Raw genomic sequence first — 13,510 nt, 5'->3', positions numbered from 1 at the left:
CTGCGCACGGCTCGGGGCCGATGTGGCTCGCTATACCTTCATCGCAGTGGACTTGCACCACTTCCTCCTTGCCGGTCTCCCGGCGCACCCCGAAACAATTTATTCCGGGCCAAATCCTTACTGCTCGCGCAGCCGAATGCGCAGCTTCGCGACAATGTCCGACGCCATGCGTGATACGCGAGATTCGCTGATACCCAAGTTCAGACCGATGTTGCGCACCGTGAGATCGTCTTTGTAGATCGACCTCATCACGTAGCGCTCAGCTTTCTCCAGCGCGTCGAAGGCCGCATTGAGCGCCGCGTGGCGTTGCCGGTTTTGCAGCAGTTGCAGCGGGTCCGCATGTTCGTCGATCACGGAGTGTTCGTCACCGTCATGGCCCCAAATCTCCGAGTCGTCTTCGAGGTTCTCCAGATTTTCATCACCAGTGCGCATGCTGCCAGCGCCGGAGTCGGCCATGGTGCGGTGAAATTCCTCGAGCGACCAGCCCAGTTCATTGGCCACCTCCTTGGCGCGCGGCGGGCGGCCCAGCCGGTGCTCCAGACGCTGCACGGCAACACGCACCTTGCGCACGCGTGAACGGACAACGCGCGGAACCGTGTCCGCCTCGCGCAGAGCGTCAAGCATCGAGCCTTCGATGCGGCGCGCTGCATAGCTCTCGAAGCTGGATCCGTGCCCTTCCTCGAAGCGCGAGAGCGCCTGCTGCAGCCCCAGTAGACCAGCCTGCTCCATCTCGTTCATGCCGACGTTGGGGGGAAGGCGATGCAGGATGCGGCGCGCGATCTGCTTGACCAGCGGCCGGTGGGCCATCAGATCGGCGCTGCGTTTGCATGGCGCTGAGGCGCTGACGTTGTTCATGGGCTCCCTGATTCCGCTGGCACTTGCAGCACCAGTGGCATTGCTCGCCTCAGCATCCTCGCGAGCGGAACGGCTGTCAACCTGCATCAGCCACGCACTTCCGACTCTCAAGGGGAATTGGTACTTTTGCGCCTGCTCGGCGGCAAGATCGGCTCCTTTCGGAAAAACGGAGTCGTATGCGAAAAGCCGACCACCTGCGCCTGCGATCACTCAAGACATCGCTCCTCATCGCCTCGATGATGTTGAGCAAGTCTGCGTTCGGATCGGACGAGGCCCCCCGAGCGACAGAGTCGGATCTGCACAAGTTGGAAGCCTCCCCGCCAACAAGAGCCGGCGGGCTCGTCATGTTCGATTACCAGGCCATCAAGATCAAAGGCTATCAACCCGTGGACCTGGTGGGCTTCCACCTTTTGAACAGATTCAACGACTGGCTGTATGTCGGTGTGGGTGGCCATGCCCCGCTGTTCAAGGGCGAGTACGGCGGCTTCATGGCCTTCGACGCCACCGTTCACACCGAGCAAAGGCTCTTCGGGAATTGGTCCGCTTCGGCGGGTGCCTCGTTGGGAGGAGGCGGCGGAGGAAAGACCGACCTGCAGGCCAAGACCATCACCGGCACCGGCGGCTTTCTGAAGAGTTATGTCGGTCTCGGCTACCGCTTCAACGAGGTGTCCGTCGGGCTGAACTATTCCAAGATTCGATTCACCAACTCCGTGATCGACGGCTCCCAATTCGGGCTCTATGTCCGGACGCCGTTTTCATACTCAGTTGCGGCGTATGGAGATGCTGGCCGGATTTTCCGGACGAAGCAGGAATCGGATCAGGGATCCATCCCCACCCACGACAGCAATGACGTCATCATCCTGGGCGCAGACAACCTCATTCAAATCAACCCCCAGGGATTGAATAAGAGAACCGTCAACTTGGTGGATGCGCAATACAACCACTTCCTGACAAACAACCACTATCTGCTATTCGGCGGCAGCGTCGGCTACCACGGCCTCGCCGGCTACAACCAGGCCTATGGAGGCGTCGGATACAAGGTTTCCTACTCCCGCCGCTTCAACATCTATTCCCAGATCGCCCTCGGGTCCGGCGGCTATGCGCCCGACAAGATAGACACCGGTTCCGGATTGTTGATCTACCCCAAGCTGTCGGCCGAATACCGGTTGACCGACTCCCTCGGCCTTTCATTGTCCGGCGGATATCTCTACGCACCGCGCGGGACGTCCAGAAACATGACCCTGGGCGCAGCACTCGTGTACCGCATTTCACCCAAGGGCGGCACCTCCGCGCAGGGCCAAGGCGAGAAAGACGTCGGGTTCAGCGGGCATCGCGTTCACGTCTTCTCGCAAACCCAGTCTGGCGTCAGAGTCGGAAACCGATACCAGAGCAAGCTCAAACTGCTGACGGCGCAAGTCGACCAGACGATTGGAGACAACATCTATGTCCCCATTCAAGGCAGCATCGCCTACAGCCCCTACCTTGGTTACCCGGGCTTTGGTGAATTGCTGGCGGGCATCGGAGTGCAGAACAAGTATTCCGCGGATGACACTTTCCAGGTGTTTGCTCAACTGCTGGTCGGAACCAATATCCACGGGATCATTGTGAAGCCGGCCGTGGGCGTCAATGTCGGCCTGACGGACCGGCTGGCGATCTATGGACAAGTCGGCACGACGAGGTCACTCGACAATGTCGGGCTGTACCCCAAAGACTTCAGGTACAGATCAACGTCGGTCGGTTTGGGTGTCAGTTATCGGTTTTCCCTGCCGATGTAAGGCATCTCGCGACGATGTCCCTGACCCTTCGAAGCCCCCCGGTGCGTTCAATCCAAATCACCCCGGAGCCCAGATCAGTACGTGATGGTGACGATGTTCAGTCTTCCCTGAACTTTTTGGATCGTCGGCGGGATGCCGCCATCCACGGCAGGGCTCGCGACGTCATAAGAATCGGCAACTGCCGTCGTTTGGCTAAAGGGTGCACACGAAAGTGCCGTCACGCCCGGCGGGCAGGCAACCTCCACTATCGTTGCGCTGACGCTGAGGTTCGTCTGCCGCTGGGCGGCCCACGTGCTACCCGTCAAACAACACAGGGTGATGATCAGCGCTGCCTTCAGTTTCGGACCTCGCTCGCCGCCGCTCAAACGCAATCCGCATTGGGGGTCGCAGTACCTGCCGCACTGACAGCGCGGCCTCAGAATGGATTTCAAGGTGGCTCCGGTTCTGGCAACGGCTGCCAGTAATTGGCTTACATGCAATGTGATGTAACGCAATCCCATCTTCGATGTTGCAGCGGGATGTGTCATCCCCCTGGGACGAATGGATCACCCCAGCCAAGCGAGCAGCATTCCACGATGAGTCGTTTTATTGGAACGGGGATGCCGAGCTTGAGAGCGCTTGATCGAATGTGACGATGCTGCCTGCAGCGGCTAGGGGCTGCATGTGGTGGCGCCCCTCGCACCGAAGCTCAGCTGCGAAGGACCATCACATCCGTTGGAAGGCACGCCTGAGGAGGATCTTCATATCCGCTTTGGATGTGCCTAGCGGCCTAGCGCGCGCGGACACTGCGACGCGCCATCGACTCGATGCTCATGCGCACGAGCTCGGGCAGATGGCGGGCAGTCATCTTGCGCATGACCTGTGCCCGGTGGATCTCGATCGTTCGGAAACTCCCACCCAGATCGCGTGCGATCGCCTTGCTGCTCATGCCTGTCACGAGCAGATCGAAGACCTCGCGCTCCCGAGGTGTCAAGGTCTCGAAACGGGCCAGGACCAGCGGGTCCGCCGGATGCTCCGACGTCGCCACGCGATCGGCGTGGCGGGCGACTGCCCGACGTAAGCGCTCGATCAGCAACGCAGCCTGGAACGGCTTCTCGATGAAGTCGGCAGCGCCGTTTCGCATCGCGGTGACGGCCATTGCCAGGTCGGCAGAACCGCTGATGAAGACGACCGGCAGCTCGATGCCACGACGTCTGAGCAGGTCCTGCAGGTCCAGACCGGACATGCCGGGCATTTTCACGTCGAGCAGCAGGACTGTCGCCGACGCCAGGTCGCCTGCGCCGAGCAACTCGGCGGCAGAGCCGTAGCTTTCCACCTGCATGCCGGCACCTGCAAGCACGCGACCCAGCAGATCGCGCATGAAGCCGTCGTCGTCGACGGCCATGACCTTGATCACCGGCCCCGCCATGTCGAGTGAACCTGGGGGCGGCGCCACGGCGCCGGTCCCGCCGTCGCCGACCCCGCATGCCACGCCGAGCTCATGTCCCGCCGACCCGGACTGCATCATGTGATCCAAGGGCTTCGGCACACGCCTCCACCTCGGCCTTGACCTCGTGGCTCTGATCGAGTGCCGTGCCCAACACGTGCAGCAGACGAGAGGAAGTGGCAGTGTCGGCGCGAGACGATGGCATGGTGGGGTATGTGGCAGTGAACGTGCAGCTGGTGCGGTGTGCCCGAACTCTGAGCCCCATTTGCTTCGCAACATGATGGGGGATGGTTCCGAGACAGTAGCCGTTGGCACCGGGGTCATCTGTGCGGCACCGCGCATATCCTCGGTGGCCGCGCCATTTGTGGCTTGACGCGACACTAGTATTCGAGCGTCAGCGCTATCGAGCTTGCATATGCGCCCGCTGGCAGCGACCTGAAGTTGCTGGAGTAAATACGCCCGTGCAGCGTGACGGTCTGATTGGTTCCGTTTCGCGTGATTCCCAGCGGTGCCCCTGGCGACGCGGTTGGCAACTCGGCGCCGCCGGGTGCCACGGCGCTGAGCGCGAACGCAAGACTGTTGCCGCCGGATGTCAGCGCGCGCGGAGTCGCCGAATACAGCGAAGGCGCGGCAATCACGTCACTCGTGCAGTTGACCCAGAAGCTGCCGCCACTGTTGGTCGTCACATTGCCCGTGCTGGCAAGCGCGACGACGGCCCCGAACGACAGTGTTGCGCCCGTCGCAACGGTGCACGTTGGGACGGCCAGCGCGTGCGTGCACGCGGCAGCAACCATAGACGCCAATAGCCCTCGAAGCATCAACTTCATGGGGCACCTCCGCAGACCAGGGGTCCGATTCGCGCCGGCACGGCACCGGGCACCACGGGTGCCATCTTCAGCACCAGGGCGCAGCTGCCACCCTTCCAGCGCACTTCGATGCGATTGTCGTCCGAGAGATCGACGAGATACGCCTCGCCGCGCCTTGCCACGATGAACTCCTGATTGACAGGGGTCACCGTGACTCGCGCGCCCGCGGGAACCGGCGCGCCGTCCGGCTGCTGCAGCACGACCAGCGCGTCGCGCGAGCGTTTGACCGGGAAGTTGATGAGTGCGCCGCTGCGCGCATATGGGATCACCGTTTCACGTATGCCGCCGATCTCCACGTCGAAGGGCAACGAGTCGGCGTTGAGCGTGAGCTGATTGAGCTGGTAAGGCAGGAGCCCGGTCACCAGCGCGAGACCCTTGCTGTTGGTGACGGCCATGACCTGGTTGCTGAGCGACACCGGTACGCCTTCGAGGTCGCCGACGTGAACGACGGCAAACGCGCCCTGGTCGATGCGACGCGACGCGAACGCGAGGCCGGACATCCACCCCACCGAACCGTTGGCGCCGAGCCGAACGGCGTTGGCGTCCTGGCCCGCGTTGGCTTCCGCGGTGAACTGCGCGTGATTGCTGTTGTAAGTCGTGCCGGCCTGCACGCGTTGCGATTCGCTGTCGCTCCCGGCCACGCGCCAGCCCCAACCCGGTCCGGCAGGCACCGATTGCGTTGCCTGCACCGTATTGACGACGTGCCCCGAGGCATCGCTCGCGCTGCTCGCCGCAATCATTCGCCGGTCGCCGAACGGAATGATCAGGTTGAGTCCGACGGCGAAGCTCTTGCCGGCGTTCAACTCCTTGGTCGCGTAGGCGCTGAGGTACAGGTTGCCGGGCATCGCAACGCCGACGTTGGCGCCAACCAGAGAAAAGCGCTCGCCATCCCAGGTGGTCCGCTGCGTGTAGCTCAAACCTGCCGTCAGGCCAAGCCTGAGCGCCAGGCCGCCGCCGGCGACGATCTGGTCCTTTGGCCGCGTTTCGAAGGCGTCGGCGCCGAACTGTCGATAGCCCGAGTCGAAGTGCTCCGCCGCGATGCTCGCGCCCCCCTTGGGTGTGGTCCGCTGCACGCTCGCCACGTAGTGTCCTCCGCGCTCGCCATCGGAGACCGCGTAACCCGCGGCGAGCGCCACGACGGCAAAATCGCCGACGATGGCTGCGACGCTCGCGCCGGCGGCGGCACGGTCACGCTCTGCTTCGGCGCGCACCTCGCCTGTCAGCGTGTCGGTGATGCCGAGGCGGTACGTGCCGGCGCCGAACGCCGAGCTGTAGTCGTTGCTGCGGGTTCCGTAGTTCTTGCGCAGCGCGCCCGCCTCGAACGAGAAGTCGGAGAGTCCCGGTGCCAGCAGCACCGGCGCGATGTAATAGCTCTGGCTGATGACTGTCTCGCGGCCGAGCATGTCACGTACCACCAGCTGCATCTGGCCGGCGCCCGTGACGATCGGCACGTTGGTGAGCTTGAACGGTCCGGGCTGCACGTTCGACTGCGCGCTGCGCTGGTTGTTGATCAGCACATCCACCGTCGAGGGCAGCGCCGCCGAGCCGGAGATCGATGGCGTCGGATAGGTGATGAAGCCCGGGGCGAGGTTGAAATCGCGTGCATAGCGTATGCCACCGTAACGCACCGGGCGGCTCCACCCGCCGCCGGTGCCGACGGTATCGCCCACCACCAGCGTCTCCATTCGACCCGGCAGATCGGTGCGCCAGTAGGTGTCGAGTCGGATGGTCGAATGCGTCTGCTCGTCGGCGCGAACGACGCCGCTCGCGACGAGCGCTCCCCAGCGGCCGAAACCCACGCCTTCGACGAGCGCGCCGTACCCCGTCGACGAGCGCTCGGCGCGCGTCGCGGACAGCTCGTAGTTGAGATAGGCACCGAGGGGCGGCGGCGTGGGCTCGGTCAGCGAGTTCCGAAGGGAAAGCAAGGTCGAATCGAAGGCCGCAGCGGGCGCGATGATTTCGAGCGCCAAACGGCTGCGGTCGAGCTTGTAGACGATGCCGGGAGCCGCTTCGAGGACGTAGCCGCGCGTGCCGTCCAAGAGCGTCACGGGCTCGCCCGCGGGCTTGAGCCGGGCCTCTGTCCACAGTTCGGCCGGCAGGGCAAGTCGCCCATCCGCCAGCCGCTCCACGCGGACGATGCCGGCCAGCGCCTTGTCGTTGACGCGGATGTCGAGCAGCAGCACTTCGGCTTTCGGTTGCGCCTGCGAAGGTGCTGCGAGAGCGAAGAGCAGGCAGGCGCACGCAGCAGCAAGCCGGTGCGTCAGAGTCCCGGCATCACTGATGCGGCCCGGAAAACGAATCGCGGAAGCAGTGCCATTGCCTGTCCGTTTCAGCGCGCGGGTATCGGCCATTCGAACGTCACCGGCCCATCCGACGTCTCGGCTTTCACGCGCAGCGATCGTGTCAACTGGGGTGGAAGGTCGAAAGTCCATTGCCGCCACGCGCCCGCGAGCACTCGCGTGCCGGCGTTGATGTCCTTGCGCCAGTTGGCGCCTTCCAGCGTGAGCGACTTCACCCGCAGGTAGCGGCTGCCCTCGTTGTCGAGTCGCACGCATCCGGTCGTGGCCGGCAGGCAGTGGCATTCGCGCACCGGCCAAGCCGGGACTGCAAATGCAGCTTGCCCGCCGCAGCAAAGAAGACCGGCAGGTCGTGATTGACTCGAACACTGATCGACGATTCTTCGGACGGCGTCGCGGGCGCGGCAAGTTCGCTCACGTCTTCGAAGATCAGCCGATAGGCGTGCTCCTCTGCACTCGGCCGGGTGCGCGTGGTGACTCGAAAGATTTGGCTGCCGCCCGCGGCGATCTCGGCGATAGGCGGCACGACGAACAATTCGTCGGTGTCGGCATAGGCGTCCGTACCGTCCGGCTGGTTCCAGGCGCGCACCTGCGTCTGGAAGCTAAGGGGGCGATCACCGGGATTGGTGATCGTGATCGAGGCGACCCGCCGGGCTGGCGACAACTCCACCAGCACCGGCGAGATCGTTAACGCATGTGCCGTGGAACTCCAAAGGCCCAGCCCCACCAGCACGCTGAGGCCAAGCGAGGCGACTGCGGACTTGATCAGTTGCAGTCGCATGGCTTTTTAGTAGAGAACCGACACGGTCACGGCGCTGCCGTTGGTGTAGGTACCGGCGGGCATCGCTTTGAAATCCGCCATCGCCAGCCGGGCGTACAGCGGCACGACCTTGGCTGTTCCGTCTTGCACGATCGATAGGCCCGCCGCCGTAGCACCCGTCGCCGGAAGGTCGTTGCTCGCAGCACCGGCGGTCAGGCTGAGTTTGAAAGGCATCGCGTGCCCAAGGGCATCGTCAATCGTGCGCGTACCGGTCACGAAAATCAGAGGCTCCATATCCAGCGAGCAGGCGACGGTGAACGTCGAGCCGCTGCTGGCGGTCTTGTCCGCGTTGTCCAGTGTCGAAAACGAACCGAAACTGATCGTCGCGCTCGGGGACACGGCACACGCCGAGGTCAGCGTTGTATTGACCGTGAGAACGCTGTCGCCTTGGAAGGCTGCAGCCGTACCGCACATCACCAATGAGGCCAGAGCGGCCGCTACCAGTGACACATTTTGGTTCGTAAACATGAATGAACTCCAAGAGATAGAACATCGATCCACGATGCCTAGACAACTCTTGGAAGAAGGTGGGCGCAGGCCGCAACGCGGCACGCACCCCCACAGAGAACTGCTGCCCCGTCCGCAATACCGCCGCGAACGAATGACATCGGCCACCCTGGCAGTCCCGCTGTCGTAGGGCGATGTGCCCCTTAGACCGGTGACTTTGCGTCCCCGCGTTTCCGGCGGGTTTGCCCTTTTTCTAAGACGGCGCTTCCTGTGGGAGGAACCGCAGACCTCAAGACTCCAATCCCGCGCTGCCGACTTGTAGGTCTCGCATCTCGTATGGAATCTCAAGGCGGACCTTATTGCACATGCACGAAGGGCACCATACGTACGCATACGGAGCAGGGCTCCCCGGTGCAACACTGGTTCCGATGCGGCCCGCGCTACGCCCCTTGCCGCGACGAACGACTTGATCCACTTCCTGGGACATGAAGACGGCAGCACGATGGTTGGCACCATCATCGCGCCGGCCGGAGTCACGATCTCGACCGCGGGCCAGACAGTGCAAACCACCTTGATCGGACGCGCCCTCGGCCTGACGGCGTCGGTGACGATGGTCAACACGACGGTGGTCGCGCCATGAGCACCCGCGCGCCAGTTGCCCACCCACCGCACCCAGAGACAGCCCGAAAGTACGATATGAAAAGAACCCCTGCATTCCGCCTGTTGAGCCTGGCCGGGCTTGGCGCGCTCTTCTCCGCTTCGTCGTTCGCCCAGGAGGACGGCTACGCCTACGGTGGGCTCTCGATCGGACAATCGCGCGCCAAGATCGATGAACCGCGCATCACCGCCAGCCTGCTGTCTGGCGGCCTGACTACAACGTCGATGTCGCGCGACGAGAGCGATACCGCCTACAAGATCTTCGGGGGCTGGCAGTTCAATCGACACTTCGCGCTCGAGGCGGGTTACTTCAACCTCGGCAAGTTCGGCTTCTCATCGGCGACCACACCGGCGGGCACGTTCAGCGGCCAAATCAAGCTGCAGGGCGTGAACCTCGACTTGGTGGTACGCTGCCGCTCGGCGAGCGCTGGTCGGCGCAGGCACGCATCGGTGCGCAAAGTGCCCAGGCGCGCGATACCTTCAGCGGTACCGGCGCGGTCACCGTGCTCAACCAGAACCCGAGCAAGCGCGAGACCAACTACACCTTCGCCAACGAGCTCAAGGGCACCCAGTTCAGTGTGATCAGCGTCGTGGGACACACCGACCGGCTCGGCTCGCAGATCTACAACCAGAAGCTGTCGTCGCAGCGGGCCGAGGCGGTCAAGGCCTACCTCGTCAGCGTGGGCGGGATCGATGGCGCCAAGATCTCGGCGCACGGAGAGAGCGAGTCTCAGCCGGTCACCAGGCGCGACGACTGCAAGGGCAGCAAGCCCAACCCCAAGCTCATCACCTGCCTGCAGCCCGATCGCAGAGTCGAAGTCGAGGTCGTGGCCATGCGTTGACGACACTCGAAGGCTCCGCGCCCCACACCTCTTCCTTGTGGAACGGGATAAAGCCTCATGATGTGACAAGACGCGCCACGCGGGTGCGCCATTGTTCGAGCCAGGCCGCCACCTGATGCTGCGCCATCGGCCGGGCGATGAAATATCCCTGCGGCAAATCGCAGCCGATCTCGCGCAGCAGCTGCCAGTCCTCTTCGGTTCCGACGCCCTCTGCCACTGACTGCATTTCCAGGCGCTTGGCAATGCCTATGCTGCCCTCCAGTATCGGTCGGATGATCTGGTTGTAGCGGGCCCGCCCCGTGCACGAAGCCACGGTCGATCTTCAGCTCGGTGAAAGGCACGTCGCGCAATTGTGAAAGCGAAGAGTGTCCGGTTCCGAAGTCGTCGATCGACAACCCGAAACGCTGCATGCGAAGTCGCGCCAGATTCTCGAGAGGAACCGGCGACGCAGACATGAGCCGGCTCTCGGTGACCTCCAGCGTCAATTCGTGCGGCGTGCTGCAGCTGTTGCTCACCATGGTACCGACGCGACGCGAGAAGTCGTCGGAAAACAGGTTCTCCATCGAGACATTGACCGCCATGTGAAGCACCAATCCATCCTTGCGCCAGCGTGTCAGTTGCCCCAGCGCCTCTCGCAGCACCCAGTCCGTCAAGGCATCGATTGCCCCGCCCTCCTCCGCGATTCCGATGAAGCAATCCGGATAGCCAGACCATGCGTCGGATGATTCCAGCGCACCAGCGCCTCCATGCCGACGAGAGTTCCAGTCTTCAGGTCCACCTTCGGCTGGTAGTGCAGCACCCATTGCCCCGCCCGGTTGGCAAGCTGCACGTCTGGCCCCGTGAACAGAGGTTTGTCGGGAACAACGGCCGCAGCCATCGGCGGCTTCTAGCAATCGAGCAGCGCACGCAGGCCCGTCCGGCCAGCAATTTTTACCAAAGGGCCGCATAAATTAGCTGGATCGTGCGCTGACACAATACGCGCTCTAATCGCGGGCCTCACCCATGGAAAGAACTCTGCGCATTAGGCAATAAACAAACCAGGGGATCGGCCAGGCCGGCGCCAGGGTGACTATGCAACAGCACGCAGGGACACGCTATTTGAGCGGCGTGCCCCCTGTATTGCGATAGGCGATCGTCTTCGCGAACAGGTTGCCGCCGTCGGTTTCAGCCGTGGTCGACAGGTCCGATCCTTGGCCGAACATCAAAGCCGCGACATGGGCGCTCGCGACCTGGTCCATGTGCGAGAACAGCCAGTCCACCTTGTCGTCCTGGTAGTGGTAGTCGGTGTTGTTCTGTGCCATGTTGCCGATCGGGATCTGCCAGACGACGATCGGGTGGCCGACCGCCTCGGCCATCTGCTTCCAATAGGCGAGTTGCGTGGCCCACTTCTGGTCGCTCCAGAATGAGTTGCCATTCCCCAGCTTGGCGTTGAGTCCTGCGTCCCTGTCTTCAACCTCCCCGACGAGGAAGTCGGCGCCCTTTCCCCCGAGGGTCACGTAATCTTTGGCGCATTTATCCACGTTGCCAGGCCAGTCCCAGCAGGTGAGGTGCAGGCCGACGGCCGTGTTGGGAGCGTACTTGCGGGTCATTGCTATCAGACATCGAGACAGACCCGCCACGGTGTTCGGCTGATTTCCGCAGTCGGTCGGATTCGCAGCCGTCACCTGCGCCGGGTCCTGGTCCAGAGGGCCGTACCCTCGCGCGAAACCAAAAAAATCGGGTTCGAGATCGATCATGTCGTGCGAGGTGCCGATCTTCTGGAGGAAGAAACGGTAGTCGTTCAGGTATCTGGTGAGGAGGTCGACCCGGTTGACCGCCGTCACCTCGTCCTGCCACGTATTCACGGGCGCCAGGAGGCCGAGTTCAAACCACGTCCACATCACTGTCTGCGGATACGACTTACCTGAATAGGTGGCCTGCGCAGCGCGGGCTTCGACGTTAGGGATGAGCCCCCCGATGCTACCGCCCACGCATCCCCACCAATTCGTCCCATCCGGGCAGGACGTCGCCGTGTACAGGTTGCTCGACGGTGCCGGCGGACTGACGACGTATTGGTACTGAGCGTCGAATGGTGCGGCAACCGAAAGAGCATCAGTCGACGTTCTTCCGATCAACACCGTGCTCTTGCCCATGAAAGTGACAGGTGCGGGTGCAGGTGCAGGTGCAGGTGCAGGAGCAGGAGCAGGTGCCGGTGCCGGTGCAGGTGCAGGTGCAGGTGCCGGTGCCGGTGCCGGTGCCGGTGCAGGGCTGGAGGCGCCAGGCGTGTCGCCCGACCCGTTCGACCCCCCACCGCACGCAGCAATGACGGCAGCAAACAGGGTCGTAGCAAGAGGTCCGGTGAGGGTACGAGTCAAAGTCGACATATGGTCTGTGTCCAGATTGGAGTAATTGCTCTCGGGTAGCGCGCGTCCAAGCACGCGGCCACAAAACTTGAAGCCCGACTTGGGTACAAGACGCACGAGCTGCTGTTGGGTTAGGCGCTCCTGGTGTTCAGTTGCTGTAGAACGTGGCGCGGCATTCGCCGGCGGCGTAGATGTCCCATCGTCTCGGCCTTCATTCTGGCGGCCCCAGTACCAGTACTGGAATCTGGATGTGCGGCAATTCCGGTCGGGATGGTCCGACGTGCCGGCGCGAGGTGAAGAGGGCGAAGTCCATGGCCGCCTCAGTGTCAGCGAGCGTCGGTGGGCATTCTTGATGAACATGTGACGAACCGCAGGCCGCAAGCTCTACCGTGCGTTTTTGCGCAGCAATCCACGCTCGTGCTCCTTCGAGAGTGTTCCAAACCGTGGGAGGCCGTTTGGCACCTGACTTGGCTAATGTTCGACGCAATGTCTTTTACTTCGCAGCTCCGCAATGGCTCACTTTTGCTTTGCGGTGAGTGCGAACTAAAAGCGCATCAAGGTTGTCACCTCCAGGGACGACTCTTCTCAGGCTCCGCTCAGTTTTACTTCGCGGCAAGGCACCGTGAGGCGCGCGCGACGACGGCAGCAGAGCCATGGGCGAAACGAGTCACCGTTTCAATCCACGCGCGCACCGTGAGGCGCGCGTACTGGCGACTTCGTGCCGACCGAAACCGCAACGAAGTTGAACGCCGTCTCAGCTCCTCCAATGGCTTCGCGAGCGCACCGCTTCTTCCCTTCGGGCGGCGTCCAGGTGTCCAAACTTGTCGCCGATACAACCCCTTCGGTTTCTTGCGCAAGGCTTCGGCCTGGCCATCAATCTGCGCACGAGACGTGCCCTATGCTTGCCGTTCCAGCAGCCGCGCGGTGCGCGATGCGACCTTGCCTCCCCCTTGATGCGCACGAGGCCCGAATGGCGCTTGCCGCCAAGCCTTTCCTGCTCCACCCGAACGACGACATGCCAGACATCCCAGTTTCCCGATTGACGCGAATCGATTCGGGCAGTGCTGCCTCCTTGCACGATAAGCAGGAGCCGATGGCGGTGCCGTCGCCTGCGCGGGCGGCTCGGCAGGGGCCGTCGCAGCTTGCAGTGCGCACCAGTACAAGCGACGTACCGCGCTTGCGT

The 13,510-nt window shown here is 63.0% G+C and carries 14 protein-coding genes, 2 pseudogenes and 1 riboswitch; of the genes and pseudogenes, 4 read left to right on the top strand and 12 right to left on the bottom strand.

Translation table 11 applies throughout. The annotated features are described in order from the left end of the window. Positions 1-117: 117 nt before the first annotated feature. Positions 118-855 (bottom strand): sigma-70 family RNA polymerase sigma factor, encoded by a 738-nt coding sequence (locus tag AC30NL_RS19620; RefSeq protein WP_489465667.1) that lies wholly within the window; start codon positions 853-855, stop codon positions 118-120. 344 nt (positions 856-1,199) lie between these two features. Between AC30NL_RS19620 and AC30NL_RS19615 the strand changes: the two genes are divergently transcribed. Further along, positions 1,200-2,630 carry a hypothetical protein gene (locus AC30NL_RS19615; protein ID WP_489465666.1) on the top strand — a complete coding sequence of 477 codons (1,431 nt, stop codon included), beginning with the start codon at positions 1,200-1,202 and terminating at the stop codon, positions 2,628-2,630. A gap of 74 nt (positions 2,631-2,704) precedes the next feature. Here the strand turns inward: AC30NL_RS19615 and AC30NL_RS19610 are convergent, their stop codons facing one another. The 7 genes from AC30NL_RS19610 to AC30NL_RS19580 all read right to left on the bottom strand — a co-directional run bounded on the left by AC30NL_RS19610 (position 2,705) and on the right by AC30NL_RS19580 (position 8,507). Beyond that, the gene (locus AC30NL_RS19610) at positions 2,705-3,061 is read right to left on the bottom strand and encodes a hypothetical protein (protein ID WP_489465665.1); all 357 of its coding nucleotides are present in this window, start codon (positions 3,059-3,061) and stop codon (positions 2,705-2,707) included. Positions 3,062-3,399: 338 nt separating this feature from the next. Then, positions 3,400-4,137: a response regulator transcription factor gene (locus AC30NL_RS19605; RefSeq protein ID WP_489465664.1), complete on the bottom strand. Its 738-nt coding sequence runs from the start codon at positions 4,135-4,137 to the stop codon at positions 3,400-3,402. A 299-nt stretch (positions 4,138-4,436) separates the two neighbouring features. Beyond that, the gene (locus AC30NL_RS19600) at positions 4,437-4,883 is read right to left on the bottom strand and encodes a spore coat protein U domain-containing protein (RefSeq protein WP_489465663.1); all 447 of its coding nucleotides are present in this window, start codon (positions 4,881-4,883) and stop codon (positions 4,437-4,439) included. Continuing rightward, complete coding sequence (locus AC30NL_RS19595; protein ID WP_489465662.1) at positions 4,880-7,273, bottom strand: fimbria/pilus outer membrane usher protein; 2,394 nt, start codon at positions 7,271-7,273, stop codon at positions 4,880-4,882. The genes AC30NL_RS19600 and AC30NL_RS19595 overlap by 4 nt, the downstream gene beginning before the upstream one ends. Beyond that, complete coding sequence (locus tag AC30NL_RS19590) at positions 7,252-7,473, bottom strand: hypothetical protein (RefSeq protein ID WP_489465661.1); 222 nt, start codon at positions 7,471-7,473, stop codon at positions 7,252-7,254. Before AC30NL_RS19590 ends, AC30NL_RS19595 begins: the two co-directional genes overlap by 22 nt. Beyond that, complete coding sequence (locus AC30NL_RS19585) at positions 7,434-8,000, bottom strand: fimbrial biogenesis chaperone (protein WP_489465660.1); 567 nt, start codon at positions 7,998-8,000, stop codon at positions 7,434-7,436. The genes AC30NL_RS19590 and AC30NL_RS19585 overlap by 40 nt, the downstream gene beginning before the upstream one ends. Positions 8,001-8,006: 6 nt before the next feature. After that, positions 8,007-8,507, bottom strand: a complete 501-nt coding sequence (locus tag AC30NL_RS19580; protein WP_489465659.1) for a spore coat protein U domain-containing protein — start codon at positions 8,505-8,507, stop codon at positions 8,007-8,009. Positions 8,508-8,654: 147 nt separating this feature from the next. Beyond that, a riboswitch (cyclic di-GMP riboswitch) is annotated at positions 8,655-8,743 on the bottom strand. A gap of 245 nt (positions 8,744-8,988) precedes the next feature. Between AC30NL_RS19580 and AC30NL_RS19575 the strand changes: the two genes are divergently transcribed. Both AC30NL_RS19575 and AC30NL_RS19570 read left to right on the top strand, forming a co-directional pair. Then, positions 8,989-9,126: a hypothetical protein gene (locus AC30NL_RS19575; protein WP_489465658.1), complete on the top strand. Its 138-nt coding sequence runs from the start codon at positions 8,989-8,991 to the stop codon at positions 9,124-9,126. Positions 9,127-9,182: 56 nt separating this feature from the next. Continuing rightward, positions 9,183-9,985 (top strand): annotated as a pseudogene (locus AC30NL_RS19570) (OmpA family protein). Positions 9,986-10,040: 55 nt separating this feature from the next. Here the strand turns inward: AC30NL_RS19570 and AC30NL_RS19565 are convergent. The 4 genes and pseudogenes from AC30NL_RS19565 to AC30NL_RS19550 all read right to left on the bottom strand — a co-directional run bounded on the left by AC30NL_RS19565 (position 10,041) and on the right by AC30NL_RS19550 (position 12,348). Then, the gene (locus AC30NL_RS19565; RefSeq protein WP_489465657.1) at positions 10,041-10,298 is read right to left on the bottom strand and encodes an EAL domain-containing protein; all 258 of its coding nucleotides are present in this window, start codon (positions 10,296-10,298) and stop codon (positions 10,041-10,043) included. 43 nt (positions 10,299-10,341) lie between these two features. Further along, positions 10,342-10,626 (bottom strand): annotated as a pseudogene (locus AC30NL_RS19560) (EAL domain-containing protein); the annotation flags it as partial. Positions 10,627-10,634: 8 nt separating this feature from the next. Beyond that, positions 10,635-10,862 carry an EAL domain-containing protein gene (locus AC30NL_RS19555; RefSeq protein ID WP_489465656.1) on the bottom strand — a complete coding sequence of 76 codons (228 nt, stop codon included), beginning with the start codon at positions 10,860-10,862 and terminating at the stop codon, positions 10,635-10,637. Positions 10,863-11,079: 217 nt separating this feature from the next. Further along, positions 11,080-12,348: a hypothetical protein gene (locus AC30NL_RS19550; protein ID WP_489465655.1), complete on the bottom strand. Its 1,269-nt coding sequence runs from the start codon at positions 12,346-12,348 to the stop codon at positions 11,080-11,082. A 949-nt stretch (positions 12,349-13,297) separates the two neighbouring features. Here AC30NL_RS19550 and AC30NL_RS19545 point away from each other — a divergent pair. Then, positions 13,298-13,510 (top strand): hypothetical protein (locus tag AC30NL_RS19545; RefSeq protein ID WP_489465654.1); only part of this gene is annotated, 213 nt, incomplete at its 3' end.

Source organism: Rhizobacter sp., from assembly GCA_021153565.1.
Lineage (GTDB): Bacteria > Pseudomonadota > Gammaproteobacteria > Burkholderiales > Burkholderiaceae_C > Albitalea.
The sequence above is the reverse complement of the archived record's forward strand: the minus strand, read 5'-3'. Positions and strand labels throughout refer to the sequence as shown.

Coding starts and splice junctions, on each gene's coding strand:
- AC30NL_RS19620 (WP_489465667.1), bottom strand. CDS start 855: ATGAACAACGTCAGCGCCTCAGCGCCATGCAAACGCAGCGCCGATCTG.
- AC30NL_RS19615 (WP_489465666.1), top strand. CDS start 1,200: ATGTTCGATTACCAGGCCATCAAGATCAAAGGCTATCAACCCGTGGAC.
- AC30NL_RS19605 (WP_489465664.1), bottom strand. CDS start 4,137: ATGATGCAGTCCGGGTCGGCGGGACATGAGCTCGGCGTGGCATGCGGG.
- AC30NL_RS19600 (WP_489465663.1), bottom strand. CDS start 4,883: ATGAAGTTGATGCTTCGAGGGCTATTGGCGTCTATGGTTGCTGCCGCG.
- AC30NL_RS19595 (WP_489465662.1), bottom strand. CDS start 7,273: ATGGCCGATACCCGCGCGCTGAAACGGACAGGCAATGGCACTGCTTCC.
- AC30NL_RS19585 (WP_489465660.1), bottom strand. CDS start 8,000: ATGCGACTGCAACTGATCAAGTCCGCAGTCGCCTCGCTTGGCCTCAGC.
- AC30NL_RS19580 (WP_489465659.1), bottom strand. CDS start 8,507: ATGTTTACGAACCAAAATGTGTCACTGGTAGCGGCCGCTCTGGCCTCA.
- AC30NL_RS19575 (WP_489465658.1), top strand. CDS start 8,989: ATGGTTGGCACCATCATCGCGCCGGCCGGAGTCACGATCTCGACCGCG.
- AC30NL_RS19555 (WP_489465656.1), bottom strand. CDS start 10,862: ATGGCTGCGGCCGTTGTTCCCGACAAACCTCTGTTCACGGGGCCAGAC.
- AC30NL_RS19550 (WP_489465655.1), bottom strand. CDS start 12,348: ATGTCGACTTTGACTCGTACCCTCACCGGACCTCTTGCTACGACCCTG.